The sequence below is a fragment of the Sphingobium sp. BHU LFT2 genome, assembly GCF_018604485.1.
In the GTDB taxonomy this organism is placed as follows: Bacteria; Pseudomonadota; Alphaproteobacteria; order Sphingomonadales; family Sphingomonadaceae; genus Sphingobium; species Sphingobium yanoikuyae_A.
Genome location: NZ_JAFCGW010000014.1, coordinates 30,496 through 57,326 on the forward strand (window position 1 = coordinate 30,496; position 26,831 = coordinate 57,326).

Annotated in this window: 29 protein-coding genes; 15 read left to right on the forward strand and 14 right to left on the reverse strand. The window is 57.4% G+C overall.

Features of this window, described 5'->3' with window-relative positions:
• Positions 1 to 83 precede the first annotated feature (83 nt).
• Entirely contained in the window at positions 84 to 1,703 is a 1,620-nt protein-coding gene (groL, locus tag JQK15_RS20960; protein ID WP_214867529.1) for a chaperonin GroEL, read from the reverse strand.
• A gap of 55 nt (positions 1,704 to 1,758) precedes the next feature.
• On the reverse strand, positions 1,759 to 2,073 hold the full coding sequence (gene groES, locus JQK15_RS20965; RefSeq protein WP_214867531.1) for a co-chaperone GroES: 315 nt from the start codon (positions 2,071 to 2,073) through the stop codon (positions 1,759 to 1,761).
• Positions 2,074 to 2,341: 268 nt separating this feature from the next.
• Between groES and JQK15_RS20970 the strand changes: the two genes are divergently transcribed.
• Together JQK15_RS20970 and JQK15_RS20975 are read left to right on the forward strand one after the other, a co-directional pair.
• Positions 2,342 to 2,578 carry a hypothetical protein gene (locus JQK15_RS20970; RefSeq protein ID WP_214867533.1) on the forward strand — a complete coding sequence of 79 codons (237 nt, stop codon included), beginning with the start codon at positions 2,342 to 2,344 and terminating at the stop codon, positions 2,576 to 2,578.
• Positions 2,575 to 2,844: an usg protein gene (locus tag JQK15_RS20975; RefSeq protein ID WP_214867535.1), complete on the forward strand. Its 270-nt coding sequence runs from the start codon at positions 2,575 to 2,577 to the stop codon at positions 2,842 to 2,844. Before JQK15_RS20970 ends, JQK15_RS20975 begins: the two co-directional genes overlap by 4 nt.
• Positions 2,845 to 3,903: 1,059 nt before the next feature.
• Here JQK15_RS20975 and JQK15_RS20980 read toward each other — a convergent pair.
• Together JQK15_RS20980 and JQK15_RS20985 are read right to left on the reverse strand one after the other, a co-directional pair.
• Entirely contained in the window at positions 3,904 to 4,425 is a 522-nt protein-coding gene (locus JQK15_RS20980; RefSeq protein ID WP_214867537.1) for an Hsp20/alpha crystallin family protein, read from the reverse strand.
• 90 nt (positions 4,426 to 4,515) lie between these two features.
• Positions 4,516 to 4,983 (reverse strand): Hsp20 family protein, encoded by a 468-nt coding sequence (locus JQK15_RS20985; protein WP_214867539.1) that lies wholly within the window; start codon positions 4,981 to 4,983, stop codon positions 4,516 to 4,518.
• A 785-nt stretch (positions 4,984 to 5,768) separates the two neighbouring features.
• On the opposite strand from JQK15_RS20985, the gene JQK15_RS20990 reads away from it, so the two are divergent.
• The 3 genes from JQK15_RS20990 to JQK15_RS21000 all read left to right on the forward strand — a co-directional run bounded on the left by JQK15_RS20990 (position 5,769) and on the right by JQK15_RS21000 (position 7,750).
• Positions 5,769 to 5,975: a cold-shock protein gene (locus JQK15_RS20990; RefSeq protein WP_214867541.1), complete on the forward strand. Its 207-nt coding sequence runs from the start codon at positions 5,769 to 5,771 to the stop codon at positions 5,973 to 5,975.
• Positions 5,976 to 6,407: 432 nt separating this feature from the next.
• Positions 6,408 to 6,614, forward strand: a complete 207-nt coding sequence (locus tag JQK15_RS20995) for a hypothetical protein (RefSeq protein ID WP_214867543.1) — start codon at positions 6,408 to 6,410, stop codon at positions 6,612 to 6,614.
• Positions 6,615 to 7,540: 926 nt separating this feature from the next.
• Positions 7,541 to 7,750, forward strand: a complete 210-nt coding sequence (locus JQK15_RS21000; RefSeq protein WP_214867545.1) for a hypothetical protein — start codon at positions 7,541 to 7,543, stop codon at positions 7,748 to 7,750.
• 592 nt (positions 7,751 to 8,342) lie between these two features.
• On the opposite strand, the gene JQK15_RS21005 is transcribed toward JQK15_RS21000, so the two are convergent.
• Positions 8,343 to 9,140: a spermidine synthase gene (locus JQK15_RS21005; protein ID WP_502956856.1), complete on the reverse strand. Its 798-nt coding sequence runs from the start codon at positions 9,138 to 9,140 to the stop codon at positions 8,343 to 8,345.
• A 359-nt stretch (positions 9,141 to 9,499) separates the two neighbouring features.
• Between JQK15_RS21005 and JQK15_RS21010 the strand changes: the two genes are divergently transcribed.
• The 4 genes from JQK15_RS21010 to JQK15_RS21025 all read left to right on the forward strand — a co-directional run bounded on the left by JQK15_RS21010 (position 9,500) and on the right by JQK15_RS21025 (position 13,142).
• Positions 9,500 to 9,868, forward strand: coding sequence for a response regulator (locus JQK15_RS21010; RefSeq protein ID WP_251007928.1), 369 nt, complete (start codon positions 9,500 to 9,502; stop codon positions 9,866 to 9,868).
• 1,409 nt (positions 9,869 to 11,277) lie between these two features.
• The gene (locus tag JQK15_RS21015) at positions 11,278 to 11,607 is read left to right on the forward strand and encodes a hypothetical protein (RefSeq protein WP_251007929.1); all 330 of its coding nucleotides are present in this window, start codon (positions 11,278 to 11,280) and stop codon (positions 11,605 to 11,607) included.
• A gap of 148 nt (positions 11,608 to 11,755) precedes the next feature.
• Positions 11,756 to 11,998, forward strand: a complete 243-nt coding sequence (locus JQK15_RS21020; protein ID WP_051035864.1) for a hypothetical protein — start codon at positions 11,756 to 11,758, stop codon at positions 11,996 to 11,998.
• Positions 11,999 to 12,194: 196 nt separating this feature from the next.
• Positions 12,195 to 13,142 (forward strand): beta-1,6-N-acetylglucosaminyltransferase, encoded by a 948-nt coding sequence (locus tag JQK15_RS21025; RefSeq protein ID WP_214867549.1) that lies wholly within the window; start codon positions 12,195 to 12,197, stop codon positions 13,140 to 13,142.
• A 167-nt stretch (positions 13,143 to 13,309) separates the two neighbouring features.
• Here JQK15_RS21025 and JQK15_RS21030 read toward each other — a convergent pair whose 3' ends face one another.
• The 5 genes from JQK15_RS21030 to JQK15_RS21050 form a co-directional block, all read right to left on the reverse strand.
• Positions 13,310 to 14,233 carry a sugar phosphate isomerase/epimerase family protein gene (locus JQK15_RS21030; RefSeq protein ID WP_214867551.1) on the reverse strand — a complete coding sequence of 308 codons (924 nt, stop codon included), beginning with the start codon at positions 14,231 to 14,233 and terminating at the stop codon, positions 13,310 to 13,312.
• A gap of 19 nt (positions 14,234 to 14,252) precedes the next feature.
• The gene (locus JQK15_RS21035) at positions 14,253 to 15,209 is read right to left on the reverse strand and encodes a sugar phosphate isomerase/epimerase family protein (protein ID WP_214867553.1); all 957 of its coding nucleotides are present in this window, start codon (positions 15,207 to 15,209) and stop codon (positions 14,253 to 14,255) included.
• 70 nt (positions 15,210 to 15,279) lie between these two features.
• Positions 15,280 to 16,053 carry a TIM barrel protein gene (locus JQK15_RS21040; RefSeq protein WP_214867555.1) on the reverse strand — a complete coding sequence of 258 codons (774 nt, stop codon included), beginning with the start codon at positions 16,051 to 16,053 and terminating at the stop codon, positions 15,280 to 15,282.
• 313 nt (positions 16,054 to 16,366) lie between these two features.
• Complete coding sequence (chrA, locus tag JQK15_RS21045; RefSeq protein ID WP_214867557.1) at positions 16,367 to 17,770, reverse strand: chromate efflux transporter; 1,404 nt, start codon at positions 17,768 to 17,770, stop codon at positions 16,367 to 16,369.
• Positions 17,767 to 18,723, reverse strand: a complete 957-nt coding sequence (locus JQK15_RS21050; RefSeq protein WP_214867559.1) for a chromate resistance protein ChrB domain-containing protein — start codon at positions 18,721 to 18,723, stop codon at positions 17,767 to 17,769. Before JQK15_RS21050 ends, chrA begins: the two co-directional genes overlap by 4 nt.
• A gap of 86 nt (positions 18,724 to 18,809) precedes the next feature.
• On the opposite strand from JQK15_RS21050, the gene JQK15_RS21055 reads away from it, so the two are divergent.
• The 3 genes from JQK15_RS21055 (at position 18,810) to JQK15_RS21060 (ending at position 21,195) form a co-directional block, all read left to right on the forward strand.
• The gene (locus JQK15_RS21055; RefSeq protein ID WP_214867561.1) at positions 18,810 to 20,138 is read left to right on the forward strand and encodes an alginate export family protein; all 1,329 of its coding nucleotides are present in this window, start codon (positions 18,810 to 18,812) and stop codon (positions 20,136 to 20,138) included.
• Between the two features lie 311 nt (positions 20,139 to 20,449).
• Entirely contained in the window at positions 20,450 to 20,575 is a 126-nt protein-coding gene (locus JQK15_RS27320; RefSeq protein ID WP_285236590.1) for a hypothetical protein, read from the forward strand.
• 257 nt (positions 20,576 to 20,832) lie between these two features.
• Positions 20,833 to 21,195, forward strand: coding sequence for a hypothetical protein (locus tag JQK15_RS21060; protein WP_214867562.1), 363 nt, complete (start codon positions 20,833 to 20,835; stop codon positions 21,193 to 21,195).
• Positions 21,196 to 21,947: 752 nt separating this feature from the next.
• Here the strand turns inward: JQK15_RS21060 and JQK15_RS27525 are convergent.
• Both JQK15_RS27525 and JQK15_RS21070 read right to left on the reverse strand, forming a co-directional pair.
• Positions 21,948 to 22,178 carry a DUF3606 domain-containing protein gene (locus JQK15_RS27525; RefSeq protein WP_214867565.1) on the reverse strand — a complete coding sequence of 77 codons (231 nt, stop codon included), beginning with the start codon at positions 22,176 to 22,178 and terminating at the stop codon, positions 21,948 to 21,950.
• A 194-nt stretch (positions 22,179 to 22,372) separates the two neighbouring features.
• The gene (locus JQK15_RS21070) at positions 22,373 to 22,684 is read right to left on the reverse strand and encodes a hypothetical protein (protein ID WP_214867567.1); all 312 of its coding nucleotides are present in this window, start codon (positions 22,682 to 22,684) and stop codon (positions 22,373 to 22,375) included.
• 293 nt (positions 22,685 to 22,977) lie between these two features.
• Between JQK15_RS21070 and amyA the strand changes: the two genes are divergently transcribed.
• The 3 genes from amyA to JQK15_RS21085 all read left to right on the forward strand — a co-directional run bounded on the left by amyA (position 22,978) and on the right by JQK15_RS21085 (position 25,752).
• Positions 22,978 to 24,465 (forward strand): alpha-amylase, encoded by a 1,488-nt coding sequence (amyA, locus tag JQK15_RS21075; protein WP_214867570.1) that lies wholly within the window; start codon positions 22,978 to 22,980, stop codon positions 24,463 to 24,465.
• A gap of 333 nt (positions 24,466 to 24,798) precedes the next feature.
• Positions 24,799 to 25,323 carry a hypothetical protein gene (locus tag JQK15_RS21080; protein ID WP_214867572.1) on the forward strand — a complete coding sequence of 175 codons (525 nt, stop codon included), beginning with the start codon at positions 24,799 to 24,801 and terminating at the stop codon, positions 25,321 to 25,323.
• 93 nt (positions 25,324 to 25,416) lie between these two features.
• A complete protein-coding gene (locus tag JQK15_RS21085; protein ID WP_214867574.1) occupies positions 25,417 to 25,752 on the forward strand; it encodes a hypothetical protein in 336 nt (111 codons plus the stop codon).
• Positions 25,753 to 25,993: 241 nt separating this feature from the next.
• On the opposite strand, the gene JQK15_RS21090 is transcribed toward JQK15_RS21085, so the two are convergent.
• Positions 25,994 to 26,290: a hypothetical protein gene (locus JQK15_RS21090; protein WP_214867576.1), complete on the reverse strand. Its 297-nt coding sequence runs from the start codon at positions 26,288 to 26,290 to the stop codon at positions 25,994 to 25,996.
• A gap of 38 nt (positions 26,291 to 26,328) precedes the next feature.
• Positions 26,329 to 26,544 carry a DUF6771 family protein gene (locus JQK15_RS21095; RefSeq protein WP_214867738.1) on the reverse strand — a complete coding sequence of 72 codons (216 nt, stop codon included), beginning with the start codon at positions 26,542 to 26,544 and terminating at the stop codon, positions 26,329 to 26,331.
• Positions 26,545 to 26,831: the final 287 nt, after the last annotated feature.

Genomic DNA, 26,831 nt, shown 5'->3' on the forward strand with positions numbered 1-26,831 from the left:
GGCGTCAGGGAGTAGAAACACCGGCGGGAGCGGTACATTCGGGGGCGCAGCGCCTCGGCGCCACGCTCCCGATTTCTCCAAAATCAGTAATCCATCGCCGGCATCGGCGCGGACTTTTCATCCTTTGGCAGCTCGGCGACGAGCGCTTCGGTAGTGATGAGCAGCGAGGCCACCGACGCGGCGTCCTGCAGCGCCGTGCGCACCACCTTTGCCGGATCGATCACGCCCGCCTGGACCAGGTCCTGATACTCGGCGGTCGCGGCATTGAAGCCCCAGTTATATTCGGAGCTCTCCAGCAGCTTTCCCACGATATAGGCGCCATCCTCACCGGCATTTTCGGCGATCTGCCGCGATGGTGCGCGTAGCGCCCGGCGGATGATGTCGATCCCGGACTGCTGGTCGTCATTGGCGGCCTTCAATCCATCCAGCGCCTTGATCGCGCGGAGCAGTGCGATGCCGCCGCCCGGCAATATGCCCTCCTCGACTGCGGCTCGAGTGGCATGGAGCGCGTCGTCAACGCGATCCTTCTTCTCCTTGACCTCGACCTCGGTCGCGCCGCCCACCCGGATCACCGCTACGCCGCCGGCGAGTTTCGCCACGCGCTCCTGCAGCTTTTCTCTGTCATAGTCGCTGGTAACAGTCTCGACCTGCTGGCGGAGCTGCGATACGCGGCTCTCGATATCGGCCTTGTGCCCGACGCCATCGATAACGGTCGTGTTGTCCTTGTCGATCACGACCTTCTTGGCCCGGCCGAGCATGTCGATCGTGACATTCTCGAGCTTGATGCCGAGATCCTCCGAAACGACGTTACCGCCAGTGACAATGGCAATGTCTTCCAGCATCGCCTTGCGGCGATCGCCGAACCCCGGCGCCTTGACCGCGGCGATCTTGAGGCCGCCGCGCAGCTTGTTGACGACGAGCGTCGCGAGCGCCTCGCCCTCGACATCCTCGGCGATGATCAGCAACGGCCGCCCGGACTGCACGACCTTCTCGAGCAGCGGCACGAGCGCCTGCAGGTTCGAGAGCTTTTTCTCGTGAATGAGGATGTAGGGATCGTCGAGTTCGACCTTCAGCTTCTCGGCATTGGTAATGAAGTAGGGCGAGAGATAGCCGCGGTCGAACTGCATGCCCTCAACCGTCTCGAGTTCGGTCTCCAGGCTCCTGGCTTCCTCGACCGTGATCACGCCCTCATTGCCAACTTTTTCCATCGCTTCAGCGAGGATACGCCCGACTTCATGGTCGCCATTAGCCGAGATGGTGGCGACCTGCGCGATCTCGCTATTATCCGAGACCTTGCGCGCGTGGCTCTCAAGGTCCTTGACCACGGCGGTCACGGCAAGATCGATGCCGCGCTTGACGTCCATCGGGTTCATGCCGGCCGCAACGGCCTTTGAGCCTTCGCGTACGATCGCCTGCGCGAGCACGGTCGCGGTGGTCGTGCCGTCGCCCGCCTTATCGTTCTGCTTGTTGGCCACTTCGCGCAGCATCTGGGCGCCCATATTCTCGAACTTGTCGGCAAGTTCGATCTCCTTGGCGACGGTGACGCCGTCCTTCGTGATACGCGGCGCGCCGAAGCTCTTGTCGATCACGACGTTGCGGCCCTTGGGCCCCAATGTCACCTTCACGGCATTGGCCAGCGTATCGACGCCGCGCAGCATACGGTCGCGCGCGTCCGACGCAAATTTCACTTCCTTGGCAGCCATCGCTGCTACTCCTTTCTATATCCTTCCTGAATGTTCGAGTGATAAGGGTGGTCGATCAGGCCGCCTGCTTGAGTGGCTTGGCTTTGTCGATCACGCCAAGGATGTCGCTCTCCTTCATGATGAGCAGATCCTCGCCGTCGATTTTGACCTCGGTGCCCGACCATTTGCCGAACAGGATGCGGTCGCCGGCCTCCACGGAGAGCTCGACAAGCGCTCCGCTCTCGTTGCGCACGCCCTGGCCTACGGCCACGACTTCGCCTTCCTGCGGCTTTTCCCTGGCGGTGTCGGGAATGATTATGCCGCCCGAGGTCTTCTCCTCGGCTTCGATGCGGCGGACGACCACGCGGTCGTGCAAGGGGCGGAAATGCATGGCAAAACCTCCAGATGCAAAACAGATTGTGATGTCCCTCCCGTTCATCTGAACGACAGGTGCGGGTGAACTAGGAAAAGAAATTTTCGGGTTCAAGAGAGTGAGTGAAAATTTTTGGCACTCGCCCTGACAGAGTGCCAAACAGGTATGTTCGGGGCTTTGCGATTACATCATCCCTCTTGACGCGACTCACTCATGCACCAAAATCTTGAGCGGCATGTCTCACCGCATGCATGAAAAGGAGCGACACAAGGAAAGGAGCACGACCATGTCGCAGCCATTTTCCCGTTACTTGCACCCCTTCGACGTTGCGCACCATCCAAGCCTAGAGCCGGAGGTCAAACGCGCGATCCTCGCATCCTGGGCGTCTGATCGCTCTGCGGTAAAGGACCAGCCGGCGATGCGTAAGCCGCCCGGCGCCAAGCGGGCCGTTCCGATCGACGAGGTCTTCGCCGCCATGCGATCGCTCGATGAATCGCGGACTAACTTCCGACAGTTGCAATGAGGGATCGCGGCTTCGTCGCGCAACTGGAGGGCTACGGTCTCACCACGGCCGAGATCCATTACTATCGGCCCGATGCGCCGTCGTTTCTCCAGCTGTTTATATGGCAGGATTATGATCTTGCACCCGATTTCCCGGTGCTGTTCAATTTCCTCGACCATTGGCGGACCGAGATCGAGGCCGCGCTTCATTCGGTGCGGATCGCCCACGGCCGGCTGATTGGCCCCACCGAATGGCGCGCGGTCGATGGCATCATTCCGCTCCCATGACACGCGATTTTGACGATCGCGGGGGTCCCACGAGGCGGACGAGCAATCCGCCTGGTCCTTGTCTTCGACAACATCATGGAATTCGGGCTCGAACTGCTGCCAGTGCCGCTCGATGAGCGTGAAAGCCGGGCTCGGGCCGTCGCTGGCCGCAAGCGGCTCCTCGATCTTTTCCTGCGACCCGGGGAGGGCAGAGCAGCGCATCCCGAGCAATGCGCCGGGGCAAAGCCTGATTACCCTACGTCTGCTGTGACGGGACCTCGCTCGGCTTCAGCGCTTGGCCCGCCGCGAACTTGCTGAGGCCGCTTCCGATGCCGCAATGCTCGATTGGGTTGTCCGGGTGCTCGAAGGCTGCATAGCGACTGGTTCAGTCCGCCGGGAGCGGCGCGGCCGCGAGACCGTAGAAAAGCGAATTGTACAGCCAGCCGGGTAAGAAGCGCGCCGGTGATGCGGCCCACGACGTCGGTACCGGGGCTCCCCAGCAGCAAAACAAGGTGGTCGGCTGCGAGCATCGCGGACTAGTTCGAAACCATGCACACGCCGACCATCGCGAGCACGCCGCCGCCCTCGATCCAGTTATCGATGCGGCCCATGACGAGCACTGCGGCCGCAAGGCTTTCGGGGATCCGCGATCAAGGGGAAAGCCAGCGGGAAGACCGCGATGTTGCCATGCCTTTCGGCTTCACGGGGGCCGCCCTCGCTGTCCGAAGAGAGGCCGGGACAGGAGAATGTGAGCGTCAATGCCTAGAGCAACTGCAGCGCGCCGCCACGCGGAACGCGGCCAGCGAAATACGCAGGAGGGAAAGGACTACGTCGCGCGCTACAGCGAATAGGAGTAACACGACTGGGGCGATCGAGACAGAGCGGGAACGAGGCTGATCCGCTCGTTGCGGTGCATTCCTGCCGTCAGATCGGCGAAGGCCACCGCTGTCTCGATCGGACCGATCGTGACGAGAACGGCGATGAAGCTCAAAATCGGGCCACCATGCGCTCGCAGCCAAATTGCGCGGGATCTGGTATAACCCGGGAGTGGGCCCGGGACCAAAGTCCCGGGCCTGCCTGTCATGCCGCTTTTCCATTGACGGGGATGCGGCGTATGTTTTCGTTCGCTGCCTCCGTCTTGGGCAGTATCACGGTAAGCACGCCGTTCTCGAAGCGAGCGTTCGCCCCGTCGCGCTCGATGCCTCTTGGCAGGGCGATCCGCCTCTCGAAACGACCGTAGCTACGCTCGCTATAGCCACGATCATTATCCTGGACCTCGGACTTCTTCTCGCCGCGGATCGTCAGCGCGCCTTCTCCGATGGTGATCCCCACATCTTCCTCGTCGAGGCCGGGAAGCTCTGCTGTAACCGCGAGTTCCTTGTCCGTCTCTGCGAGCTCGATGTTCGGCCAGGACAGACCTCGCTCGAGACTGCCGGGTGATGGAACGCCGAAGCCGTGGAAGACATCATCGAACAGCCGGTTCACCTCACGGTGGAGCGAGAGCAGCGGGTCGGAATTTTCGTGGCGAGCGCGCTCAGCGCTAATCGGAACGGGGAGCCGGTTCTCCTGCCGGCTCCAGGGTATCAGATCACGGATAGCCATGATGCTTGTCTCCTTTGTCTGGCTAGAGTTGGGCATGGCCCGCCGGCAGCCGCTTCTGGGGCGGCGCCGGCGAGCCGGCGCTCGATCAGATCAGGCCGCCTTGGCGTCCCTAGGCGCCTCGAGGCGATCGTTGGCGGCGCTGCCACCACTAATCTCGATCCTGCGCGGCTTCATCGCTTCGGGAACGACACGCTTGAGCTGGATGCTAAGCAGGCCATGCTCGAACCACGCCTCGCCGGCTTCGATGAAGTCGGCGAGCTGGAAGCGCCGTTCGAACGATCGGGTCGCGATGCCGCGATGCAGATATTCGCTCTTATCACCGTCTTCGGCACGCTTGCCGGTGACGGTGAGCTGATTCTGCTGCGCGACGACCTCGATCTCGTCAGGGCGGAAGCCTGCGACGGCGAGAGTGATGCGATAGCTGTCCTCGCCGTCCTTGACGATGTCGAATGGCGGAAAGCCGTCATCCTCGCGCTGACCTGCTTCGAGCATGTTGAACAGGCGATCGAAGCCGACCGTGGAGCGCCGATAAGGCGCGAAGTCAAAAGCAGTTCTCATTTCCAAATCCTCCGGTTGAGCAATTTGGGCATGAGACGCACCGGAGAGAGCCGGCGCTCTCAATGTCCAGCCGGACCCGGTTCGGCGTCCGGCGAGAGAAAGGTAGGACGACTTGCCTGCGGTTCAAGAGAAAATTTTCCGGCACGTTGTCGCGCCAGAATTTGAGGAAAGCCAGAAGCCAAAAATTCTGTTTTGCGAACCTTGAAATCGGCGTGACCGAAGCAAGATCGAGGCCCGGGGCTCGGCCTTCTGGCGGCGCCTTTCTCAACCTTCAGGATGTTCGCATCGTTTACGCTTGGTGCAGGGATGGCAAGCTTCATCCCGGAGACAGCAAGTGCCTTAGCAACCTGGAAAAATGGATCGAGGCATGAACAGATCGATCGGCCCTATGACATATCCACGCCTTTCGTCGCACTGGAGAGGAGCGCAGTCGGCTGCGAGGAGCATATTCGTAGGAAAAAGCTCGGTGTCTGTCGTAACCTGGCGCTGGGCCTAGGCGTCACGATGCTCGTTATGTCCATAACGCTCATGTTGATGGTGAGCAATGCGCTGGCGACATTCAAACTATGCATCGTAATCTTATTTTTATAAGGATGATATTTCGGTTCTGAAATGAAAATAAAATGAAGAATTGACATTTTTCAATTATGATATATTTGTGGTGATGCTTAACGTCGCCTGCGACGGAGCTTGCCCCTCATTGGGTGTCGCTTCCTTTCTTGCGTTATCAGCTTCACCTGCAATCTTGCGGGTGGATTCTCTATTTCCGTGAGAGGAAGTATTCCATGCCTATCGGTACCGTAAAATTCTTTAATTCTGACAAAGGCTATGGCTTCTTGGCGCCCGAAGATGGTGGGCCGGACAGCTTCGTCCATATTTCTGCCGTCGAGCGCGCGGGAATGATTACGCTGCATAAGGATCAGCGCCTGAGTTACGAGGTTGAGGCAGATCGAAGGGGTAAAGAGTCTGCTGTGAACCTTGAAACTGCCTAAGATAGGCGTCTACCTTAAAGCGTTCCCGGCGCGGCATCCCGTCGCGCCGGTTCGCCTGCTCGCTCTTGCCTGATCATTGGATGGCGGGACGTATGTGCAAGCGCTCCAATGTGGCCACTTTACCCCGCCCAGGCCGTTGCGGGCGATGCTCCGGCTGTTTTTGTGCGCCTTATGCGCCGAAACAATGTGCCGTTGAGCCAAGCTTTTTCATTACATCACGCGCCAGGATGTGTGTTTTAGGAATATCATGAATCTCAATATCCGCTCGAATATGGCTCATGCCAAATTATCACCCGCGACCGCCAAAAGGCCGCGTCCATATTATCAAGGCGCCCCTTGGGGCACTCTGCCCGTGCTCGAATTGCGCAGGGCTGTCGCTGAAATGATCGATTGATTTTCCTCGCAACGACATCCAACTTACAGGAGATCGACATGGTCGCCACGATCGACTTCTATCTCGCCCGCGTCGCACAATGTGACCAAGAGGCGCAGGAAACCAATCTGGCAAATGTGAAGGAGCGCTGCCTGCGGTCAAAAGCTGCATGGCAGATCATGTCTGATCGCGCTCTGGTGGTCCAGATCGACCGTAAAAGAAAAGCGCTGTACAAGATGCGAAATGAAGACGAGCATCTTGATTAAGCCGCCCGGAAGCCGGCTCGTTGGTTCATATTGATCTTTGGATCAGATCGAGCGCCAAGGCATATTCTTGAACTTGCCATAGCGCGATTGGGCGCTCAGGATGCCATAGCATTTTTGAACGGTGAAGATCCCGGCCTCAGTGGCCGTCCGCTAGATAATGTGATGAAAAGCTATTCGTGGCTTGAGGCCGTAAAGCAAATTTTCGTAGAAGCTGGATAGATTTTTCCAGATTAACCATTGATGATTTTGCGCTTAAGTGTCTCCGCGCCGATGGCGCGGGCCTCGATCCCGAACGGCGCAAGCAGGGTTAAAGCGGTCGCGCTTATCACTATGTGCAACTCCCACCATAACCAACTGGCTTTGGATGTGGCCGAGCACCATCATATTCACGGTCAGGGCGATGGGTATGAGGCGTACGTCCATTGGGCGGGGGCAAAATAGGTGTAATTGGTAAGGTGAAGACAGACCGCCAAGGCCATCAATGGTCATGAGCGGGCGCCGCATTTGCTGTCAGAGGCAAGTGAGAGAGGCCTTTCTTCGTTGTCATCCAGTTATGCCGCATTCTTGAACAGGGTGGTGGAGCGACATGTTAGGCAGCTGGGGGGGGCGATGTGAAATCGGTGATTATAATATTCTTGTATTTTCACAATATTATACAGAGATCACAGCCAGACATAACAATCTCATCTTATAAAAAAACGGCATAGCTCACACATTCAGTGAAATTATATGGATTGCCGTTCAAATATATTGCCTTTTTAATGCGGCAAAATAAGTCAATGGGATTTTTCAAGAATTTTTGATTATTTCATAGACTTTGAAAATATTATTTGGTAAGTGTAATTTATTGCGCGAAATTTGCTGCAAGCATTCGCCGTGACTGAGAGACCAACGTGCTCCCGCTTGCCAGCTGAGGGAGCCCATCCGTGGAAGATCTAAATTATTTGCTCAAGCGCGAGCAGGAAGAGTTGTTGCGTGCCCAGAGCGCGCATTGCCGCGCGGCATCCCATGCGCATCAGCGTTTGGCCAACCGTTATGCGCAGCGCATTCGAGAGCATGTCCACCCCTATCGATCGGAGCGTCCCGATGGTTCAGCCCCTTTCGCTTTGAAAAACCAGCGGGACTGTCGGATATGAGCAGGGCCATAAACGTTATGGAGTCGGCCGTTGCCATACGGCTGGTCTGTCAAAAAAACGGCTTCAGGATTTCGGTTCTCGAGGCGCTCGACTCTGGTGGCGTGCGGATCGTTCTCCTTGATCCACGGGATGCTGATTCACTTCGCGTTTTGATGAAGGGTAAACTTATTGACGGCGCTGTAACACGCTCCCGATCGCATGTGGCCCGTCATCATCCGCCGTCAGCACGATGAGTAAATTCTTGGGGCGGTTCGATTATCTTAACCGCCGGAGGTTGGCCGAGTTGAATCATGCTGAGCTCGCGGAGAATTCTGCTATAAGAGCAAAGCACGAGGATTTGGCTCGTGCCTATGCGAAGATCATTTCCGTGTTGCAACGAGAAGAGTCTTCATCGCCTCTACAGCAGTGGCAATCCTGAACTAATCAGGCCAAGTGCCGTCACGACAAGTCACATTTGACGCGCAATACTACCGATATCCAGTCTCCGGCTTATTGACCGGAGAACGGCTCTGCCTGCCAAGCCCGTTCGCGCGCTGTAGCGAATGGAGCCTGGCAGGCTCGGTCTCATGCTCGCAAAGGCGGGTACCGACTGTCAGGCCCCGGCCTTGGCCGCGAACCAAATATTGTGCCAGCGTTCGGCACTGCCGCTAAAGGCTGGCAACAAAATCTCATCCAGGCAGAAGCCAGCCTGCTCCAGCCGTTCGGCAAAAGCGTCATCGCTGTAGGCTGACCATATCGACAGTAGGCCGCCCGGTTTCAGTGCTGCATAGGCCATTTCCAGGCCGTCTGCGGAATAAAGCCTGTCGTTGCTTTTCCTGATGAAGCCGTCTGGACCATTATCGACGTCAAGCAGAATGGCATCGAAGCTATCCTTCTCATGGGCAATGACATCAAACACGTCGGCCAATTGAATTCTGACTCGCGGATCTGTCAGATTGGCACCGAACAAGTGCAATAAGGGGCCGTTGGCCCAGCTTATGATTTTGGGCACAAGCTCGGCAACCGTGATGATCGCGGTTTGCGACCAGGCGTCGAGCGCAGCCCCAAGCGTGAAGCCCATGCCGAGACCGCCAATCAAAATATTGCCGTCACGCTGAACAAGGCGCTCTTGGGTCATCCTCGCGAGAGCCTTCTCGGATTCATGGTCGCGGCTTCCCATCAACTCATCATCGCCAAACTGGATCGAGAACTCTGTCCCACACTGGAGGAGGTGAAGCTGGCCACCGCCCGGAATATCGGCAATATCGACCGTAATTATTGGAAGGCTTTCGTCCAATTTCGCCCCGTTTTCCTGGGTGCGTCTCCTTTTGGGGGATGAATCTTTGCCATTAACCGCATCATAGCAGGCAGGGGGTAACGACCCCGCGATGCGCGTTCCGCTATAGCTCATGGAATTCCTGTCGCGTTCTGGATCAAGCGCGCCGTAAACCGAAGTGGCGTCCATTACGCGGTGACGCCAGACCATGCCTGCCTTTTGGTGGCATGACAAGGACAGTCAAATTGCCTCAGTCAGTCTCAAAAGCTGGAATGTAGCGGCGAACCCGGCAACGCATATCAATTTCGAAAATGGCTGCGGCTGGCCTGCCAACCTTCCGCAGAAACGCGATAGGAGTTGCACTATCATTGACCACTGCGATTTCGTTAAAAATCGGGAACTTAATGCAGAGCAATTCGCTTACCGCCTATCGGTGACATGTGTGGCGCGTCATCGGCTGAGAGACCTTGTGCTCCCGCTTCCAGGGAGAACATATGCTGGCAGGATTGTGCGTGCTGATCGTCGAGGACGATCCGCTGATTGCGATGGCGATTTGTGATAATGTGGAAAGCGTCGGCGGCACAGTCGCCGGGCCGTTTCCAACGGTCGATGAGGCTTTAACTTTCCTGACGCAGGCCAAGATTGACGCTGCCATAGTAGATGCAAATCTTCGCGATCGCGACGTTACGCCTCTCGCACTTTTCCTGATGGAAACCGCAATACCCTTCATAGTGTACAGCGCAGCGGGCCTTCCTCCAGAACTGCACGCGCGGCATCCCGACTTGCCGCTGGTCATGAAGCCAGGGCGACCGTTGGAGAGGCTTTTTGCGCTCCTTCGGAACGGCGCTTCTGAAGCATTATGACGGTGATCCCTCCCATCATCATTCGGGTCAAAAGCCGGGTGCCGAACCGAATTCTTGGGAAGCAATCTGCCAGAGTAAGCTCAATTTTTGGGAAAAGTTTGCATCGTTCGAATTTTCCTCGAGGGATACGTTGCGTCAGTTCCTAGGTTCAGGCGGACTCGCCCACTTATTCTGCCATTCATCCAAAGCCTCGTTCAGCTCTTGGATGTCAGCATTGGAGAGATTAGTGCCGCGAGCCAGTTTCTCCCGTGCAGCACCAAGAAGCGCGGTCAAATGTTCAAGGTATTGAGACGGATAACCGCCGACCCTGTCTTTCGCGCGGAAAAGCATATCGGCAAGGTCGATTGCGGAAGTAGACGGGCACATATGCGTCTCTCCTTTATTTTCAGGAGCGCATACGTCTCCTAGCCATTGCGATTTGCGCAGTGATTAGCTGCCATACCATAGTGGCAGGAAAAAACTAATCTGAACTACATTCCGCAGCGGCGAAGAGCGTTTCTCACCCCCCGATCTGAGGCGCGTGAATAAATTCGGCGTGCTCAATGAGCAGGATGGATGGATCACTGTCATGCTCATCCCGTAAACTCGGGAGGAAATATGCTCCTTTCTCGTTGAGGGCCAGCTGGCAGCGACTGCCGGCCGCAACCTTTTCCCCCGTTCGGGAAAAAGACGGACGGCTAGCTGCCACTATCGGGCATCCAAAATCTGAAAGCGCATTGGTCCCACTTTCGGATGGATCGGGGGCTGAACCGGTTACCAGGGGCGGCGACGAAAAGCCGAGGATACCCGGGTGTCCCTGGCCTGTTGCACTTCATTTATTCTGTTCGAGGGCATCGGCCGTATCGGCGACATAGATGATCCTTCAGACATTCGAATTGATGCAAGGCCTGTCGCGAGATGTGCTAGGATGGTGGATCACCTATATAGTGCCGCAGGCATTTCGTGACAGAGAGACCATCGTGCTCCCGCCTGCTTTCGGGAGAGAGTGATGACTGTGGAATATCCATTCACGCCTAAGGGCAAACCCTGCTGGCTACGTCCATGACCAAATGTACGAGCAGCACGTCCGTAACGTTCAGGGCCCCTTTCCAGTTGCCAGGAATTGGGCTCCTGCCTGCAGGTACCTATGCGATTGAAACCGACGAAGAGGCTTTTAAAAGCAGTGCAGGAACGGTTTATGCCTGGACTGCGACGACGCTCCACATTCCAACAGCTAACGGATTCGAAAGCCATCGGATCGAGCGGGAGGACTTAGAGCAAGCGCAAAAGCGGGACGAACGGACTGAAGTCGAGGCCCGGATCGGAGGAATGCCAGCGGACGGTTCCCGCCTCCTTTTGCCCCCCTCTTCGATGAACTCGTGGCGCTGGGTGCCTTTGTGGGTTCGAAACGCACGGTCGGGGGGGCGACCATGACCATCGCACTCAATAGTGCTTGCATGTGCAGGCAGCAAGAAGCCCTGCACCGCCAGAGGGCGGCCGAGACGCCGCTCGCCCATGTTCGCGCTGTCGCCCTGCGGGCGGCTGAGGCCTGGGCCCGTCAGGCGGTAGAGGCGGCCGACATCGAAGCCGGCGTACGCCATGTGCTCAGCGCAGAGGATGCAGCGATCGCGCTAGAATTCCTGATCGAAGATGCGGCCGAGCCTGCAGAACCAGCCCATCATGTCGTGTCGCAGGGCGTGGCGGAGGCAACCTCAATAGGACAAAGTCCGCTTCATTGCGGGACAGGAGCGCCTCGATGATCCTTCACAATCTACTGCGCCGGCATCGGCCCGATCCGGTCGAGGAGCATGTGGAAAATGGCTTGCTTATGTCGGCATGTCTGCTGTGTGGTCGCCCCATAGTCAAACCTTCGAAACGGGGCTGGCAACTGGCTGGAGGGGTCAGGCCATGACGGATAGCGAAGCGATCGAACAGGACCCATTTGAGGGCATTGCCTTTGGCACCTGGCTGATCGGCCAGCACGGCCGAGACGGCTGGATCGGCGATCTGGCAAGGGCGGCCAAGGCGGATCGGGGATTTCCGCGGCATGGCGACCCGGACGCCGTGCGTCTTCACCTCAATAAGATGCAGGCTGAAAGCGACATGTTTGAAGCGGTCGATGACGCCGAACGATTATGGGCGCCATTTTGATGCGCCTCCGACGTTGTGTCTTATAACGTGCCGCCGCGTTCCCTATATTGACTGGTGATCAGCGGTATCGAGCATGTCCGGTGCCGCTTCTCCAAAAAATCGAACGCCGGTCGAAAGTTTCGACCAAATTTCCAGAGGCTGGAAACACCTGCGTCGCGTTGGACTGGCCCCTCGCGAGCCCGATGGAGTTCGACCCATGATCGCTTGTCTCATCCTCGTGCATCGCTTTCCCGAGCAATTCAAACGCATGTTCCGCGCAATCTATGCTCCAGGCAATCATTATCTGATCCATGTCGACGCCAATTCAGGGCGGAAAATGGCAGCTGACATCGCCGACTTCATCGCGCCCTATAGGGGCAGCGCCATCCTGAAATCGCGTAAGGCGGTTTGGGGCGGTTACAGCCTGGTTGATGCCGAATTGAGGGGCATGGCCCAATTGCTTCAAATGGGTGCGACCTGGCGATATTTCATTAATTTGAGCGGTAAGGATTTTCCGCTCAAATCCCAAACTTACATCGCGGATTATCTCGCCAGGGATGACGGCATGCAGTTCATTCGGGCGCTGGACCAGCAACTTACTCGCCCTGACACGATGAACCGTATCAGCCATTATTTTCTGGAAGCCTTCAGCCGCATCTACCGTACCGGCCTGCCTCGCACATATCTGTCGGGCGTGACGCCCTTCATTGGCACCCAATGGAAAGCGGTGACTCGCGATTTCTGTCATTTCGTCTGCCATGACCGTCGCGCCATCCGGTACAAGCGCTTCTATCGCGGGACTTTTATCCCGGACGCAGCGTTTTTCCAGACTGCCATGAAGAACGAGTTTCCTGATGCCCCCGTCGCTAACGATGATCTTAGAACGATTGATTGGATACCCGACGGCGACATCAAGCTACGCCTGCGCACTTTCACGATCCATGACCAGATGCGGCTGACGCTCAGCAAAGATCTGTTTGCGCGCAAATTCGACAGTAACGAAGATAGCGAGATACTCGATCTGCTCGAGGACCATCTCAACTCGACACAGGCGCGCAGTCTTCATCATGGTGCTTCGTCCAGCGTGGCGGCAGCGCGCTCGTCGCTCACCACCGGCAAGCCTGAGTTCAACGTGGCGATGGCGGCAGGCCGGTGGAGTGATTAGGCGTGACGATGGACAGGAAGCTGCGCCGGTTTCTCTCCTGTCCGGGCCTTGCCGATTGATCGTTCATATCGGTCGCAAAACTGGATAGCGTCGAACACCGAGTGGAATTTAGAATGCCGACTCTAAATCTCTGCACCAGGTGTCAATGCGTCGTTGAGCTGCAAAAGTCAGTCGTAGATCGGCCGCAATTCATTATCCAGGAAGTAGCGGGTCAGGGCCATCGAAGCCAACAAGTCGGGAGAACCATCATATTCGATCGAAATCCACCCTTGGAAGGCATGCTGCTTTAACAGGCGATAGAGGCCGTGCAGATCAAGTTCACCTTGGCCTGGTTCCCAAAACCATCGCGTGCCATCGTCGGTGATTTCGGGATCCTGTGCATAGCGCACGCTATCGGGTTGACTGGCAGACGCCGTGTCTTTGAGGTGAAACGTACTAATGCGATCATGATAATCATCGTAAAATTTGAGCAAATCTTCACCCAGGATCGCTATCTGAGCAGTGTCGATGCAATAGTGAACGAGCTTGGGGTCGGTCGATTCGATCAGCTCACGATGATTGGGGAGGTTGATTGCGCAAAAAAATTCATTGTGCAGGCCGATTTTCACCCCATGATCCGTAGCGTAGAGACCGATCTCGTTCATCACCTTCGCACATTGCTGCACTTCTTCGCGGTTTAACGGACCCGTTCCGTAATAATTCTGGGTAGGGCAGGTGTTCATGTAGGTGCCGCCAAACTGTACGATCGTGTCGACCGCTTCTCGCCCGGCGCGCACGGCTTCGTCGAAATGGTTTGCAGCATGAGAGGCGTGTGCGCCATGGAACATGCCTATTACCTGCACACCACGATCCTTCGCAAATTCGGCGAAGTTCCTGGGCGATCCGAACAGCGGCACGATATCGGCCAGATCCCAGGGCGCGATTTCAATTCCTTCAAAGCCCAATGCGGACTGATATTTCAGTATGTTGTCCCAGTCCGAATAATATGCGCTGTTGGTCTTGTCCTCATAGTAGAACTCGCGGAAATTATCGATCTTGCGGTACGGGATTGCTTTCCAGTGGCACATATTTGCGTAGCGGATGTTCTGCATGACGGAGGCTCCGTTCAATTTATTTTTGTAGCTGATTGAGCAGGATGCGGGTCCGCAGCAACGCCCGGAACGGATCCCTCGTCTGCCGGGCGCTACACGTGATGGCGCCGCGATAGCCCAGCTTGTCGAGCAGCGCCGTGATCCCGGTCAGGTCAACCGATCCCGTGCCGGGGTCACGGAAAACCTGCGTGGCACGCTCGCTGGGAAATTCGGGATTGGGAGATTTCCACACCGCTTGCGTGTCGACAAAATCGGTATCGGTCAGATGCACGCAACCGATCCTGCCGATCTGCGCTTCGATAAAGGCTTCGGCCGGAACACCGGCGATAAAAAGGTTCGCAGTATCAATGTCCAACTTGACCGTTTCGGGAAGCATATCGGCGAGTGCCAAAATCCGTTCACCCCGAAACAGACTCCAGTATTCGTTGCGAAGCACGAGGTTGACGCCCCGCTCCGCCGCGGCGGTCGCAAGATCGGTCAGCAGCCTGGCGGTTCGCGTCGTGAAACTCTCCAGATCCTTGTCGATGTCGGGATGATATTGCGCGACGCGCCCGTGGAAGGGCGACGGACTGATGGCAATATAGCGTGCGCCAAGATCTGCTGCGTGGCCGATGGCTTCCTTCGCGAAGTGGCCGGTGGCGCCAAAATAGAAATCCAGATTGGCGTTGCGCATGAACAGATTGGGATCGAAAGTCACACCGCTGACTTGGCTGATCCCGCTTGCTTCCAGCAAGCTGCGATATTGGATTGCGTCGCCATATTTGGTGTTTACGCAGTAGCGGTTGAACGGCACGCCGCTGCGCCCGCCGAACTGCCAGACCGGCTCATAGGGAATCTCGATGGTGGAGAAGCCGGATGCGGCGATCAGCGTATAAAGTTCTTCCCAGAAATATCGGCTTTCGTACCGGTTCCGGTTAGGCTCCTGATAGTGGCGATTGATCATGTCGAGACTGATCGCGATATTTTCGATATACATGTGGGATATCCAATTATCTCGCGCGAGCGATTGTCGCCGTCGCGCCCTCTTTCCTGACGGCGTTTTTCCGTCAGCAGCCCAGCTTTTGTCGCGTCAACGCCAGCGATTGGTCCATGGGGAGGGTGGGGAAATATTCCAGGCCGATGGCACCCGAATAGCCCAGATCCTGCAAGGTTTGCATGATGTTGGCCCAGTCCAGACTGCCGCTGCCCGGTTCGTGCCTGTCGTCCATGTCCGCGACCTGCACATGGGCCACCAGATGGATGCGGCCCACCAGAACCTCGGCCATCGTCTCACCCATGACAGCACTGTGCCAGACATCATAAAGTAGGCGCAAATTAGGGCTGTTCACGGCCTCGACCAGATCAAGACCAAGCTTTGTGCTGACCAGATACATCGCCGCGAACAATCGGGTATTCAGCGGCTCGAGAAGGAGCGTGACCCCTGCCGCCTCGGCCACATCTGCCGCGGCACGCAGCGCGGTAACGGCATTAGCGAAATGCTCCTCCTCGCTTAGCCCTTCGATCCGGAAACCGGAAGCAACAATAAGGTCGGGCTTGCCCAGTTGCTCCGTGGCAGCGATTGTCTCGCGCACTGCCGCTATCATCTGGTCGCGTTCGGCCGGATCAACAATCGAACGACGCGGATCGACGCATACGCCAGTCAGTCGCATACCCGTCTCGGCAAGAGCGGTCGCCAGCATCTCCACGGGCTTGTCGCGCCAGAGATGAAATTCAGCCCGTTCAAAACCTACCGCTTTGGCTGCGCGCAGTCGCGCGTCAAGTTCCCCCGCTTCGGTAAATTGCCATTCGATACAGGATGAAAGTGGGTAGCACGCAGACATAGGATATCCTTCCCATTCTACGGCCCCGTGGCACCAAAGGCGCTCGTATGCCTGGCGGGTTTGGTCCCGCTATTTTGTGTTGTCCATATCGTTGCATCTGCTGCTCAGGTCAAGCCAGTTCGCTACCCCGCAGAACAGCGTGAGGGAGCTTCCGGTTCTTCAGCGGTTTGGGCTGATGATCTGCAAAGAAGGCGGCTGCCGGCGCTGTGCTAGTCTACTGCGCCTGCGTCGGGTTGGTAATGGCCAGGGCAACTCCTCCTGTTCCCGGGCTCGTAATGTGCCGCGCTTCGAAAGTTTAGTCATGATGCACGTCTCACACGATCAGGACATAGGCTGCGCCCAGGAGAGCGCAGGCTAGGAGAACGGAGATCATGCCGATCTTAAACCTGAAGACGGTGATCGCTGCTCCCAAGGCGAGCACAAGCGATGCAACATTTAGCGAGGTGACCACCGGAACGTCGAACCCCCCGCCGATAAAATCGACCGTGCGGGTGCGTGTGAAAAGCGTGTGTATCGCAAACCAGACAGCGAGATTCAAAATGACGCCCACGACCGCTGCCGTGATGGCCGTCAACGCCGAGGACAGTGCGCGATTGCCGCGCAGTCGTTCGACGAATGGCGCCCCAGCGAAGATCCACAGGAAACAAGGCACAAAGGTCACCCAGGTGGTGAGGATCGCTCCGAGTGTTGCCGCGAAGATCGGAGATAATCCTGTCGCCTCGCGAAAGGCGGCGAGGAAGCCGACGAACTGGGTAACCATGATCAGCGGCCCCGGCGTTGTCTCGGCAAGGCCGAGGCCATTCAGCATCTCGCCAGGTTGCAGCCATCCGTAGGTCCCTACAGCCTCCTGCGCGACATAGGCGAGAACGGCGTAAGCGCCCCCGAAGGTCACAACAGCCATCTGGCTGAAGAAGGTGGCGATCTGCGTGAACACATTATCCGGCCCGGCAAATAAGAGGAGCGCTAAAACGGGTGCGAGCCACAGGACGAGAAGAGCTCCTGAGATCTTCAGCGACCAGGCCAGGTCGGGCCGGGCATGCGCGGGCAGGCCCTCGCCAAGCGCGGTATCCGCATCGTGGACGATGTTGCCGCCTACCGATCCGTGGCCGCCGCCACCCTTGAAGGCGGGTAGACCCGCGCGTCCCCCCAGGTAACCGCCGATTCCGGCCAGTAAGACAATCAGCGGGAATGGCGCATCCAGGAAGAAGATGGCAACGAAAGCAGCGGCGGCGGTGCCTCGCAGAACGTTGTTCTTGAGTGCTCGCGATCCAACGCGCACCACAGCTTGAAGGACCACGGCGAGAACAGCCGCCTTCAAGCCGAAGAACAACCCCTCGATGAGCGGTGTCTGCCCCAGGAGCACGTATACGTAGCTGAGGCTCAGGATCGCAAGGAAGCCGGGCAGGACGAAAAGGGCTCCAGCCACCAGACCGCCCTTGGTCTTATGGAGCAGCCAACCTATGTAGGCGGCAAGCTGCTGTGCCTCGGGTCCTGGAAGGAGCATGCAGTAGTTGAGGGGATGGAGGAAACGCTCTTCTCCGATCCACTTCTTCTCTTCCACCAGGATACGGTGCATCACGGCGATCTGACCAGCGGGTCCGCCGAAGCTCAGGGCGGCGATGCGCGCCCAAACTCTCACCGCCTCGGCAAACGGGATGCCATGATCGCCGGTGCGTTGCGACGGTAACTCAGCGGGTGTGCTGACGGCGCTATTCATTGTGCAGGATTCCTCGCGCTGAAGAATGTATGGAACTGATTGAGGGCCTCGCTGGCTTGAGCGATGCGCTGAAGATCGTCATCTGACGACGCGCACACACCGGAAAGTATAGCGCCCAGGCCAGGCGTCTCCGGGCGGTTGAACTTGCCATCGGCGATGTCGAGATCGTGAATGATCTCGCCGATGGCGACCAGAGCGGGGTCACCTGTGAGACCGGCGCGCAGCACGATCGTCTCGAAGCTGCAGCGGTCCTCCTCGTGAGTGAACTCCGCCTCGGCCATGTCGAAGCGAAGCTCGCCGGGGCCCGGCAGATAGCTGCGAGCGTCCACGAACTTGAAGGTCGCCTCGGGATCCACGAACCGGCGAATGAGCCAGGCGCAGGCTATTCGGTCGACATGGACGCCGCTGCGCGTCACCCAGACTTTGGATGTGAGGTCGAGAGGTTGCTCGGCCAGCGGTTGGGAGCGGCTGACGTCAGGGTGCTCGTAGCGCTGACGATCGAGTTGTTCGAGAGCCGTTTCAGCATCGCGGCGGCCCGGTGCTCCGAAGTAGTCAAGCGCTGTGACCTCGCCCATCCGGTTCTGAAGGCGCGCGATCTCGCTACCGCTTGCAGGCCCCGTCTCCAGCAGGCGGCGGGCGCTCTGCGTGATCTCGTCGTAATCAGTGTCCCGGGCGCCATCGAACAAGGCTTGTACGTCCCCATCCGTCATACCGGCCAGAAGACGAAGGTCGATCAGGATTGCCTCACCCCCATTTGTGACGATCTCGTTCAGCAGTTCCAGAAAGGTCGATTCATGTTCCGGCGTCTTGGGCAGAACATGAACGGCATTCTTGATCGCCACGGCGCCGATCCCCTGAAGTCGGCGCCAGATTTTCACCCGCAGATATGGCGGCTTCGTGGGCAGCTGGTGAAGCAGCGCGATCCACTCGGAATGAGGTGTTGCTCGAATCATGATAGAAGCATATCTCAATGGTCCAGGTGATGGAATAGGTATATCTAATGAGACGTGGGACGGTGGGATGGCTCTCGGGGTACGTGATGGGCATGGCGGCTGCCTGTTCAGCAACTGCGGCACCGGCCCGAGGGCAGGAGGTTCAAGAAGGACTGTCGATTTCCGGGGCGATGCGTCTGCGCTATGAAGCTATCGACGGGCAGCCGCGGGTGGGCTTCAACAGACAGGATGATTTGTTGAACTTGCGTACCAATGTGCTGGCTCGATATCGTAAGGCCGACATCGAGGTCGCTGTCGAACTTTATGACAGCCGGGTCTGGGGTGACCGGGTTGGTACGCCTGTATCGACGAACAAGGTGAACGCATTCGAGCCGGTTCAGGCCTATGTCGCGGGAACCTTCCAGGATCCACTAGGCATTGGTTCGAAAATCACCGTCACCGCCGGACGAATGATGCTTAACCTTGGGTCGCGGCGGCTGGTTGCCGCCGACGATTACCGCAATACGACTAACGGCTATACTGGCGTGAAGGCCGATTTCGCCGCGCCTGGTGGGTGGAAGGGCACCTTCATCTACACGTTGCCGCAGGTTCGGCTGCCAGACAGGTTAGACGAAATTCGTTCGGCCAAAGTGAAGCTCGATCGGGAAAGCTTCGACCTCGTGCTTTGGGGCGGTCAACTTAGCCGTGCGAAGACCGTTGGCCCCGCGACCCTCGAACTTACCTATTTTCATCTGGGAGAGCGCGATGCCCCAGGCCGGCCGACCCGTGACCGTTCGCTCGATACCTTCGGCGGCCGCGTGATCCTAGAGCCTAAGTCTTCGCAATTCGACTATGAAATCGAAGCATTTTATCAGACCGGGTCGGTGAGCACGTCAACAGCTGCGTCCGCCCAGCGCCAGAGCGTGGCTGCCAGCTTTATCCATGCCGACGTGGGCTACACTTTCCCCGGCGCCTGGACGCCACGTTTGTCTGTCGAATATGACCGAGCGAGCGGGGACAAGCCTGGCGGGAAGTTTGGCCGCTTTGATACCCTCTTCGGTATGCGTCGCGCAGATCTCGCACCAGCAGGCCTGTACAACGCCCTTGCGCGTACCAACATTGAAACGGTTGGCATCCGCCTCGAGGCAAAGCCTAGCAAGCGTCTCGACTGGTTCGCCGCCTACCGGCCCATGTGGCTTGCTGCCCGCCAGGACAGCTTTTCGTCTACCGGCGTCCGTGACGCTTCCGGGCGGTCAGGCCATTTCGCCGGCCACCAACTGGAGGGGCGCGTGCGGTACTGGCTCGTGCCCAAACGACTGCAGTTTGAGTTCGACGGCTTGGTCCTCGCAAAGGAACGCTTCCTTGAGGATGCTCCTAATGCCACAGCGGGTAAGTGGACGCGATATGTCTCCTTCAATCTGATCGCAACCATCTGAAACCCTTCCACCAAGTGTAACTCTAAGAGCAAACTAGCGTATCCTAATCACCGCAGCTGCCCGTGGCCGACCATCTTTTACAACCAGTATGATCGGCCGGTTCCTGCGAAAGCTGACAAGTTTAATCCAGATCGGAACACTCGGCTTGGTCGGCAAGGGCGCGAAAGTCCGTCCGGCGCATCCTTGTCCGAAAGCGTTCTGCCGATGGCCGAGGTGGCTACCAGCCGATGGCGCATCACTGCGTCTCAGTTCTGCTGGGGTCCGACGGCTTTCCCGCGCGCTGGCGGTTTCACAGCGTGTGTCAGGGGCTTATGCCGGCCTGGCCCAATTTCACGGTCACGGAAGGTATCACCAGTTCGCCCTATTTCTCGACCGCCACCACCGTCGACGGCAAGATCCACACGCCGTCCTTCCCAGTGCCGGTCACCTTCTGGTGATCGGTCGGTCAGTCGCACACGGCGATGGTGATGGAGCATGGCATCGACCAGCTCGCGCGCCGGGCCGGACGCGATCCGGCCGACTATCGCCGCGCTCTGTATCGCAGGGCCGGAGATAAACGCCGGCTGGCGGTGCTCGACCAGGCCGGCTGGGGCGCCCCAATCGAGCCGCGTTGGGCCCGCGGCATGGCCATTCATGAAGCGTTCGGAACCCTTGTCGGTCAGGTTGCGGGGGCGGTCTGGAGGGTGAACGCCCCTTGGTGCACCGCGTCGCCGCCGTGGTCGACTGCGGGCTCGCCGTCGCGCCCGATCGGATCGCGGCGCAGATGGAAGGCGGGATCGGCTTTGACCCTTTTGCCGCGTTGTTCGGCGCGGTCACACTCAAAGACGGGATTGTCCAGGAACGCAATTTCGACAGCTATCCGGTCGTGGGAATGAACGAGATGCCGCACGTCGAGAAGCATATCATGCCGTCTACAAACAAACCGACCGGCATGGGCGGGCCCGGCGTTGCACCGATTGCGCCGGCGGTCGCCAACGCGGTGTTGGCTCTGACCGGAAACCCGACCCGAAGCCTTCCGTTTCTCAAGAACCAGGCCACCAGTTATGCAGGCCTGTGAACTCCGGGCGCTGGCGATAAGAGGATAGAAGATGTCCGCGACGCGTTTTTTTAACCGCTTCGCCCTTGCCGGAAGCCTTCACGGGCGGGGCACTTTACAAGCGAGGAATGGCAGCTCGCGAACAAGCGGACGTTCATGCCATAGCCGCTTGATGGCGGAAGGTAGTCGCCAGTTGCCGCAATCAATCCTTGATGCCGCGCTTTGAGAACTGCCTAGTGCCCGGGCTTAGACTGTTGGTTGGGTCTAGGTCGCAGCAGTGCTTTTGATGCGGTGGCTTTGCAGGAAAGAGGTGACGACAGACAGATCGAATGGGCCAGGCCACCCGGGTTCGTACTCGTCTCGGTCGCCCGCGCGGATATGGCCGGTTAAATGAGCGAGTTTGCAAACATTGCGGGCGACGCGGCCAATGTGAAGGACCCGACAGCGTTCGAAGGACAGTCGTCGGCTCGAGGGTGCCTCGCATCGTTACGATTTCGCGCCCTCACTTCACCCGCCCTCCCCGAATGGTCAAAAGGCGGGTTCTTTATAGGCGCCTCAATGTATGGTAGAACCTGACGAAAATGCCAATTGGTCCAACAGGTTGCCAATAGAAATATATCCGTCCACCCCTTGCATGTCGCCTAGCAACGCTAGTGCTGTCACGCGCTCCGCGATATGGTCATTGGCGTAACTGCCCCACTGATTTTATATCACGAGAGCTTCGGCCCATATTTGCTTGTCATTCGTAACGTCTACATCTTTTTGAAAGGCATTTATTTATTAAGACGCGCCGCGACGGATGCAAGATCAGAACCCACGACATCTACAGCTTCTCTCATTTGGGCATGATCAACCCGAAATTGCTGGGTCCAATATCGAATTGTTCCTCGCCATTCAGGAAGACTACTCGCGGTCAGCCGGATTGGATGCACCCTTATATTCAGGCATGCCTTACGAGGCGTAACGCAGGCCAACAAACAATGTTGAAGGTCAGGCAAGCGCACTTTGCATCTGCCTAGCGCCCTGCGATAGAATGCACTTGCAGGCAGTCACGCGCCGTCGCGGGCGAAACTATCAGGTGGTAAGTCGCGCGGCGTGAACCGAGTGCAAGACGCGCGCCCTGAACAAATCTGCTTTATCTATATCTCGTTGGTTGGGTTCGAACAAGTCGCGGGGCGGAGCGGATTGCCGATCACGTTCAGGCGGCAACGGTATCCGGAAAGGCTGGCAGAAGCATCTCACGCGCAGCCTTGAGGCAAAGCTCGAATGTCGGGGCGCCGATATGGGACTGGGAACCGTCAAAATGTCGGATGCTCATTTCCCATAAGCTGTTCGACTGCACGGCGCCCAAGCGCATATCCGCGTCGATAAAGGCGATCGGCTCATGGATATGTTCTCGATGCAGCAGATAGCGCTCGACGCTGATGGCGCTTTCCCGATGTGCATTATGCCAAAGCCAGAAATTCTCGGTGTTCGACGATAGCCATTCTAGTATGCGGCAGTCTGACATCCCACTCTCCAAAAACCCAGCCAGCTTGGCGCAAGCTGCGTCAGGGAGACGCGTTAAGGTCACCATTGTTCCAGTAAAGCAGCGCCAGACTAACTTCGCTCAGTATGACCTTTCACGGCAGATCGAGAGGAGCGCGCGGCTCCTGTGATCCGATGATCAAGCCGCGGACTGTTCTGACAGGCAACATGATGGCACCAGGCCGGGGCAGCCAGAGGGGAGAAGGTTTTGCAATTGCCGCAACTGTGTGCCGCTCTGGTTGTTTAACTGCAGCTTGACCCTCTTGAGGAACCGACATGGCGCAACGAACGCTGCTTCAATTCTTCCACTGGTATTATCCAACCGGAGGGGGATTATGGAATGATGTAGCCCAAGAAGCCCAGCGCTTGGCGGATCTGGGGATCTCTGACGTCTGGTTGCCTCCTGCATGTAAAGGGGCATCTGGCGGTCTGTCGGTAGGCTATGACAGTTATGACCTCTTTGATCTGGGCGAGTTCGATCAGAAGGGTAGTATCGCAACCAAATATGGAGATCGAGCCGCGCTGGAGCGCGCTACCACGGCTTTACGCGATGTAGGGTTGCGCGTCATCCATGATGTTGTCTTCAATCATAAGATCGGAGCTGACGAGACCGAGCCTGTATCCGTGCGCCGCGCCAATCCGGACGATCGCACGCAATTAGATGACCAGATCATCAACGCTAAGGCGTGGACAAGATTCTCATTCCCCGGACGGGGCGGCCAATATTCGCGTTTCGTTTGGGATGCCCGCTGCTTCACCGGAATCGATCATATTGAGGAACCGGAAGAAGATGGCGTGTTCCGCATAGTCAATGAATATGGGGAGGGTGAATGGCACGATGAGGTCGATGATGAACTTGGCAACTACGACTATCTCATGGGTGCCGATGTCGAGTTTCGAAATCACGCAGTGTACGAGGAATTAAAATTTTGGGGGCGATGGCTTGCAGATCAGGTCGCTTGCGACGGATTTCGCCTGGATGCTGCCAAGCATATACCCGCTTGGTTCTTCCGTGATTGGGTCGGCCATATGCGTGAAACAATCAAACAGGATCTGTTTGTTGTCGCTGAATATTGGCATCCTGACAAGGCAAGTCTGCAACGCTATCTAGACCAGGTCGACAAGCAGCTCATGCTTTTTGACGTCGCCCTGTGCCATCGCTTCCATGACGCTTCTCTCGCCGGGGATGGTTTCGACCTACGCACGTTATTTGACGAGACCCTGGTCGCTCATTCCCCTGGTCACGCGGTGACCTTGGTCGGCAATCACGACACCCAGCCTTTACAGGCGCTTGAGGCCCCTGTGGCAGATTGGTTCAAGCCGCTGGCCTATGCCCTTATCCTCATCCGGGAGCAGGGCATTCCGTGCATATTCCATCCGGACCTTTATGGTGCCTCCTACGTGGATAATGGCGGTGATGGCAATGAACATCATATCGAGATAGCGCCGGTAGCCTGCCTGCCTAGATTGATCGAAGCGCGTCGCCGTTTCGCTCACGGTAGCCAGACCGATTTGTTCGACGATCCTCATTGTATTGCGGTAGTGCGTCACGGAACCAATGATCATCCTGGCGTGATCCTTGTTCTTTCAAACGGTATCACTTTTGAAAAAAGGGTGAGCCTGGGGAGGGAGCATGCAGGAGCGGCCTTCCGCGACTTTCTGGGGCATATCGAAGGTGAGGTTTTTGCTGACGAAGAGGGTAATGTGGAGGTTGCTTCCCACGCTGGATCCGTGAGCCTTTGGGTGCGATCAGACTGTTTGTGACCCCAGGAATGAAGGGAGAGCAAAAGGGGAAGGCCCGCTGAACTGGCGGTGTCATGGACCGCCGTGCGGGCGGTGCGAATGTTTGCCCTACACACTTCCAAAAGCGCTTCGTGGGATCATGATGGAAGTGCGCGAAATGCAAGACTGCACCAAGATTCGGATCCAGGGCATATATCCGTTCACGATTAGCTCGCACTGCTGCCGCCGGCAAGGAGCCGGTGGCTACTATATGACGCATGATATGGGAGGCAACCCAAACTCTCAGCGGAACACTACAGCGCTGACACCATTGGCTACGAATCGACACGGCCACATAAAAGGAGGATCGATGAAATGGTTCAAGCTTCCGCGCTATTTGACACTTATTCGGAGGCTGAACGAGCGGTCGCCGATTTGCGCGCTCTGGGGGTGGTAGATACCGACCTTTCGGTGATCGCCCACCACGGCGGCACTACCACGACCCGTTCTGGTGATGGCGAGATTACAGATGAGCATCATCGCAATCTGGTTCGTGGTATCTTGGGCGGCGGTGCACTGGGTGCTGGCCTGGGTGTCGCTGCACTAGCAATCCCTGGCGTCGGCCCTCTTGCGGCTGCCGGCGCCATTGCTGCATCGGCGGTACCCGAAGCCGTCGGGATCGGGGCTATGCTGGGCGCGATCGGCGGAAGTCTGAACGAAGTTCTCACCAAGCACGGCGTAGAGAAAGAGGATGTAGCCTATTATAATGATGGGCTTAAAGACGGTCGAGTGCTAGTGACGGTGACAGATGCCGGCATAAGTGGTGATATCATTCGTAATGTCCTCTACAGGAACGGCGGGCATAACGCCGCTCGTGCTCGAACCCCGTTTGCGAACTAACATAACTCGCAAGAACGACCGTTCCTGAAAGCCCCCACCTGTGCAGATGAGTTCGGTGGATTTGTGCGATAATGGACGACTGGGATAATAGCCATGACCAAAGACAACAGCGAGTTGACTTTTCCGCTGGCACATGAGGAAAAGGGGAATGCGAGCGATACAAAGCCCAGCCCTTCACCATTCAATGAAGAGCCCGAAATTGATCGGGGTCAACGAGCTCAAGCGTTTTCAGGCGCAGTTTCCGGCAGCGGTTCTGGAGCCGGAGGTACGGCGGTGGGCCACGAAGATTTTGATGAGGAAAGCGGGGGTGGCGGGGGCGGTCCACATTTCAAGCCGCATTCTCAAGGAGCAGGTTCGCCGCCAGACGATGAGGGGGATACGGATCGCGACATTGACGTCAAACTGCCGCCCGGCACTTCGTCGATGTGACAGGAAGGCGCGACCATATGAAAGAGGTGCAGAAGGCGGTGCAAGACATCACCATATCGGGAGTTGTCTGCCGTCAACACGACCGATTGCCAACCTACTGCTTAATCAACAGGCACATACGTTATGATCCTGTTATGATTGAATGAGCGAGCCTCCTGCACTCAGATCCGAAATTAACTGGCGTAGGAGGCTTGTTGCATGGCTCTCATAGCTTGGTCGGAAGCGGCGAGGGGACGACCGATCAGGGCATCAAGCGGCAATCACGCCATGTCTCGTCGCCTCGCGGCACAAAAGCGACAAATTTGCCGTCGATAATGAGCGCACCATCCTTGCTGCGAAAATAAGTCCCGACCGGCAATTCCCGGCGAGCCAGAATTATTCGGCGGCCCTCATAGTCAATCAATGCCGCGTCCCTGGTCTGCGTGAAGCGAAAGCTGCGACCCATGGCGCATTGGACAACAACGTCCTTTTCCGGTGCGCGGCCTGGCGGCTCGGATCCGATAGAGGATGCTAAAGCAAAAGCTAAAAGTAGCGACATTCAGAAAAAACCGCTTTCCGATCGAGAGCACGGAGCGTTCAACCTTCGACGGTTTCGCCTGTTCCTTTCTCCCATATATTGATGATCATGGCCGTGAGCGTCTCTTCGGCGCGGAGGCGCACGGCATTATCCTTCGCGGCGAGATCATTACGAACCCATTGCGGAGCCCGGGCGATTGCGCGGGCAATGAGCGATTTTTCATTGTCATTCATCAGCACGTCTATGATGCCTCGATGCCCGCTATGCAACGCCATCAATCATGAATCCGGGCGGCCGTTTGCAAAGCCGTTGTCATGCGGCGCGCGCTCACATTCCGAAGAGTCGATGGCAAGCCGCGCCAGCTTGCGCCGTTGAACCCTTTGGCGCGGTTTCGACAAGACCGTCGCAGCGCGATATATATGTCTCACCCGGGCTGCATAGAATTTTTGGGTATCGGCCTCATTGCAGAAAGTAAGATGGACTAATCAAAGGCGGGTAGTGGTCGCGTATCCAACGATGTATGAAGCAGTTTTCACAGATGGAATGACCTAACCCGTCAATT

Coding starts and splice junctions, on each gene's coding strand:
- JQK15_RS20985 (WP_214867539.1), bottom strand. CDS start 4,983: ATGAGAACTGCTTTTGACTTCGCGCCTTATCGGCGCTCCACGGTCGGC.
- JQK15_RS21010 (WP_251007928.1), top strand. CDS start 9,500: ATGCTGGCAGGATTGTGCGTGCTGATCGTCGAGGACGATCCGCTGATT.
- JQK15_RS20970 (WP_214867533.1), top strand. CDS start 2,342: ATGTCGCAGCCATTTTCCCGTTACTTGCACCCCTTCGACGTTGCGCAC.
- groL (WP_214867529.1), bottom strand. CDS start 1,703: ATGGCTGCCAAGGAAGTGAAATTTGCGTCGGACGCGCGCGACCGTATG.
- JQK15_RS21055 (WP_214867561.1), top strand. CDS start 18,810: ATGGGCATGGCGGCTGCCTGTTCAGCAACTGCGGCACCGGCCCGAGGG.
- JQK15_RS21050 (WP_214867559.1), bottom strand. CDS start 18,723: ATGATTCGAGCAACACCTCATTCCGAGTGGATCGCGCTGCTTCACCAG.
- JQK15_RS20980 (WP_214867537.1), bottom strand. CDS start 4,425: ATGGCTATCCGTGATCTGATACCCTGGAGCCGGCAGGAGAACCGGCTC.
- JQK15_RS20990 (WP_214867541.1), top strand. CDS start 5,769: ATGCCTATCGGTACCGTAAAATTCTTTAATTCTGACAAAGGCTATGGC.
- JQK15_RS20975 (WP_214867535.1), top strand. CDS start 2,575: ATGAGGGATCGCGGCTTCGTCGCGCAACTGGAGGGCTACGGTCTCACC.
- JQK15_RS21005 (WP_502956856.1), bottom strand. CDS start 9,140: ATGAGCTATAGCGGAACGCGCATCGCGGGGTCGTTACCCCCTGCCTGC.
- JQK15_RS21020 (WP_051035864.1), top strand. CDS start 11,756: ATGACGGATAGCGAAGCGATCGAACAGGACCCATTTGAGGGCATTGCC.
- JQK15_RS21085 (WP_214867574.1), top strand. CDS start 25,417: ATGACCAAAGACAACAGCGAGTTGACTTTTCCGCTGGCACATGAGGAA.
- JQK15_RS27320 (WP_285236590.1), top strand. CDS start 20,450: ATGCCGGCCTGGCCCAATTTCACGGTCACGGAAGGTATCACCAGTTCG.
- JQK15_RS21035 (WP_214867553.1), bottom strand. CDS start 15,209: ATGTATATCGAAAATATCGCGATCAGTCTCGACATGATCAATCGCCAC.
- groES (WP_214867531.1), bottom strand. CDS start 2,073: ATGCATTTCCGCCCCTTGCACGACCGCGTGGTCGTCCGCCGCATCGAA.
- JQK15_RS21025 (WP_214867549.1), top strand. CDS start 12,195: ATGATCGCTTGTCTCATCCTCGTGCATCGCTTTCCCGAGCAATTCAAA.
- JQK15_RS21080 (WP_214867572.1), top strand. CDS start 24,799: ATGGTTCAAGCTTCCGCGCTATTTGACACTTATTCGGAGGCTGAACGA.
- JQK15_RS21030 (WP_214867551.1), bottom strand. CDS start 14,233: ATGCAGAACATCCGCTACGCAAATATGTGCCACTGGAAAGCAATCCCG.
- JQK15_RS21040 (WP_214867555.1), bottom strand. CDS start 16,053: ATGTCTGCGTGCTACCCACTTTCATCCTGTATCGAATGGCAATTTACC.
- JQK15_RS21015 (WP_251007929.1), top strand. CDS start 11,278: ATGACCATCGCACTCAATAGTGCTTGCATGTGCAGGCAGCAAGAAGCC.
- JQK15_RS21095 (WP_214867738.1), bottom strand. CDS start 26,544: ATGGCGTTGCATAGCGGGCATCGAGGCATCATAGACGTGCTGATGAAT.
- JQK15_RS20995 (WP_214867543.1), top strand. CDS start 6,408: ATGGTCGCCACGATCGACTTCTATCTCGCCCGCGTCGCACAATGTGAC.
- JQK15_RS21070 (WP_214867567.1), bottom strand. CDS start 22,684: ATGTCAGACTGCCGCATACTAGAATGGCTATCGTCGAACACCGAGAAT.
- JQK15_RS21090 (WP_214867576.1), bottom strand. CDS start 26,290: ATGTCGCTACTTTTAGCTTTTGCTTTAGCATCCTCTATCGGATCCGAG.
- amyA (WP_214867570.1), top strand. CDS start 22,978: ATGGCGCAACGAACGCTGCTTCAATTCTTCCACTGGTATTATCCAACC.
- chrA (WP_214867557.1), bottom strand. CDS start 17,770: ATGAATAGCGCCGTCAGCACACCCGCTGAGTTACCGTCGCAACGCACC.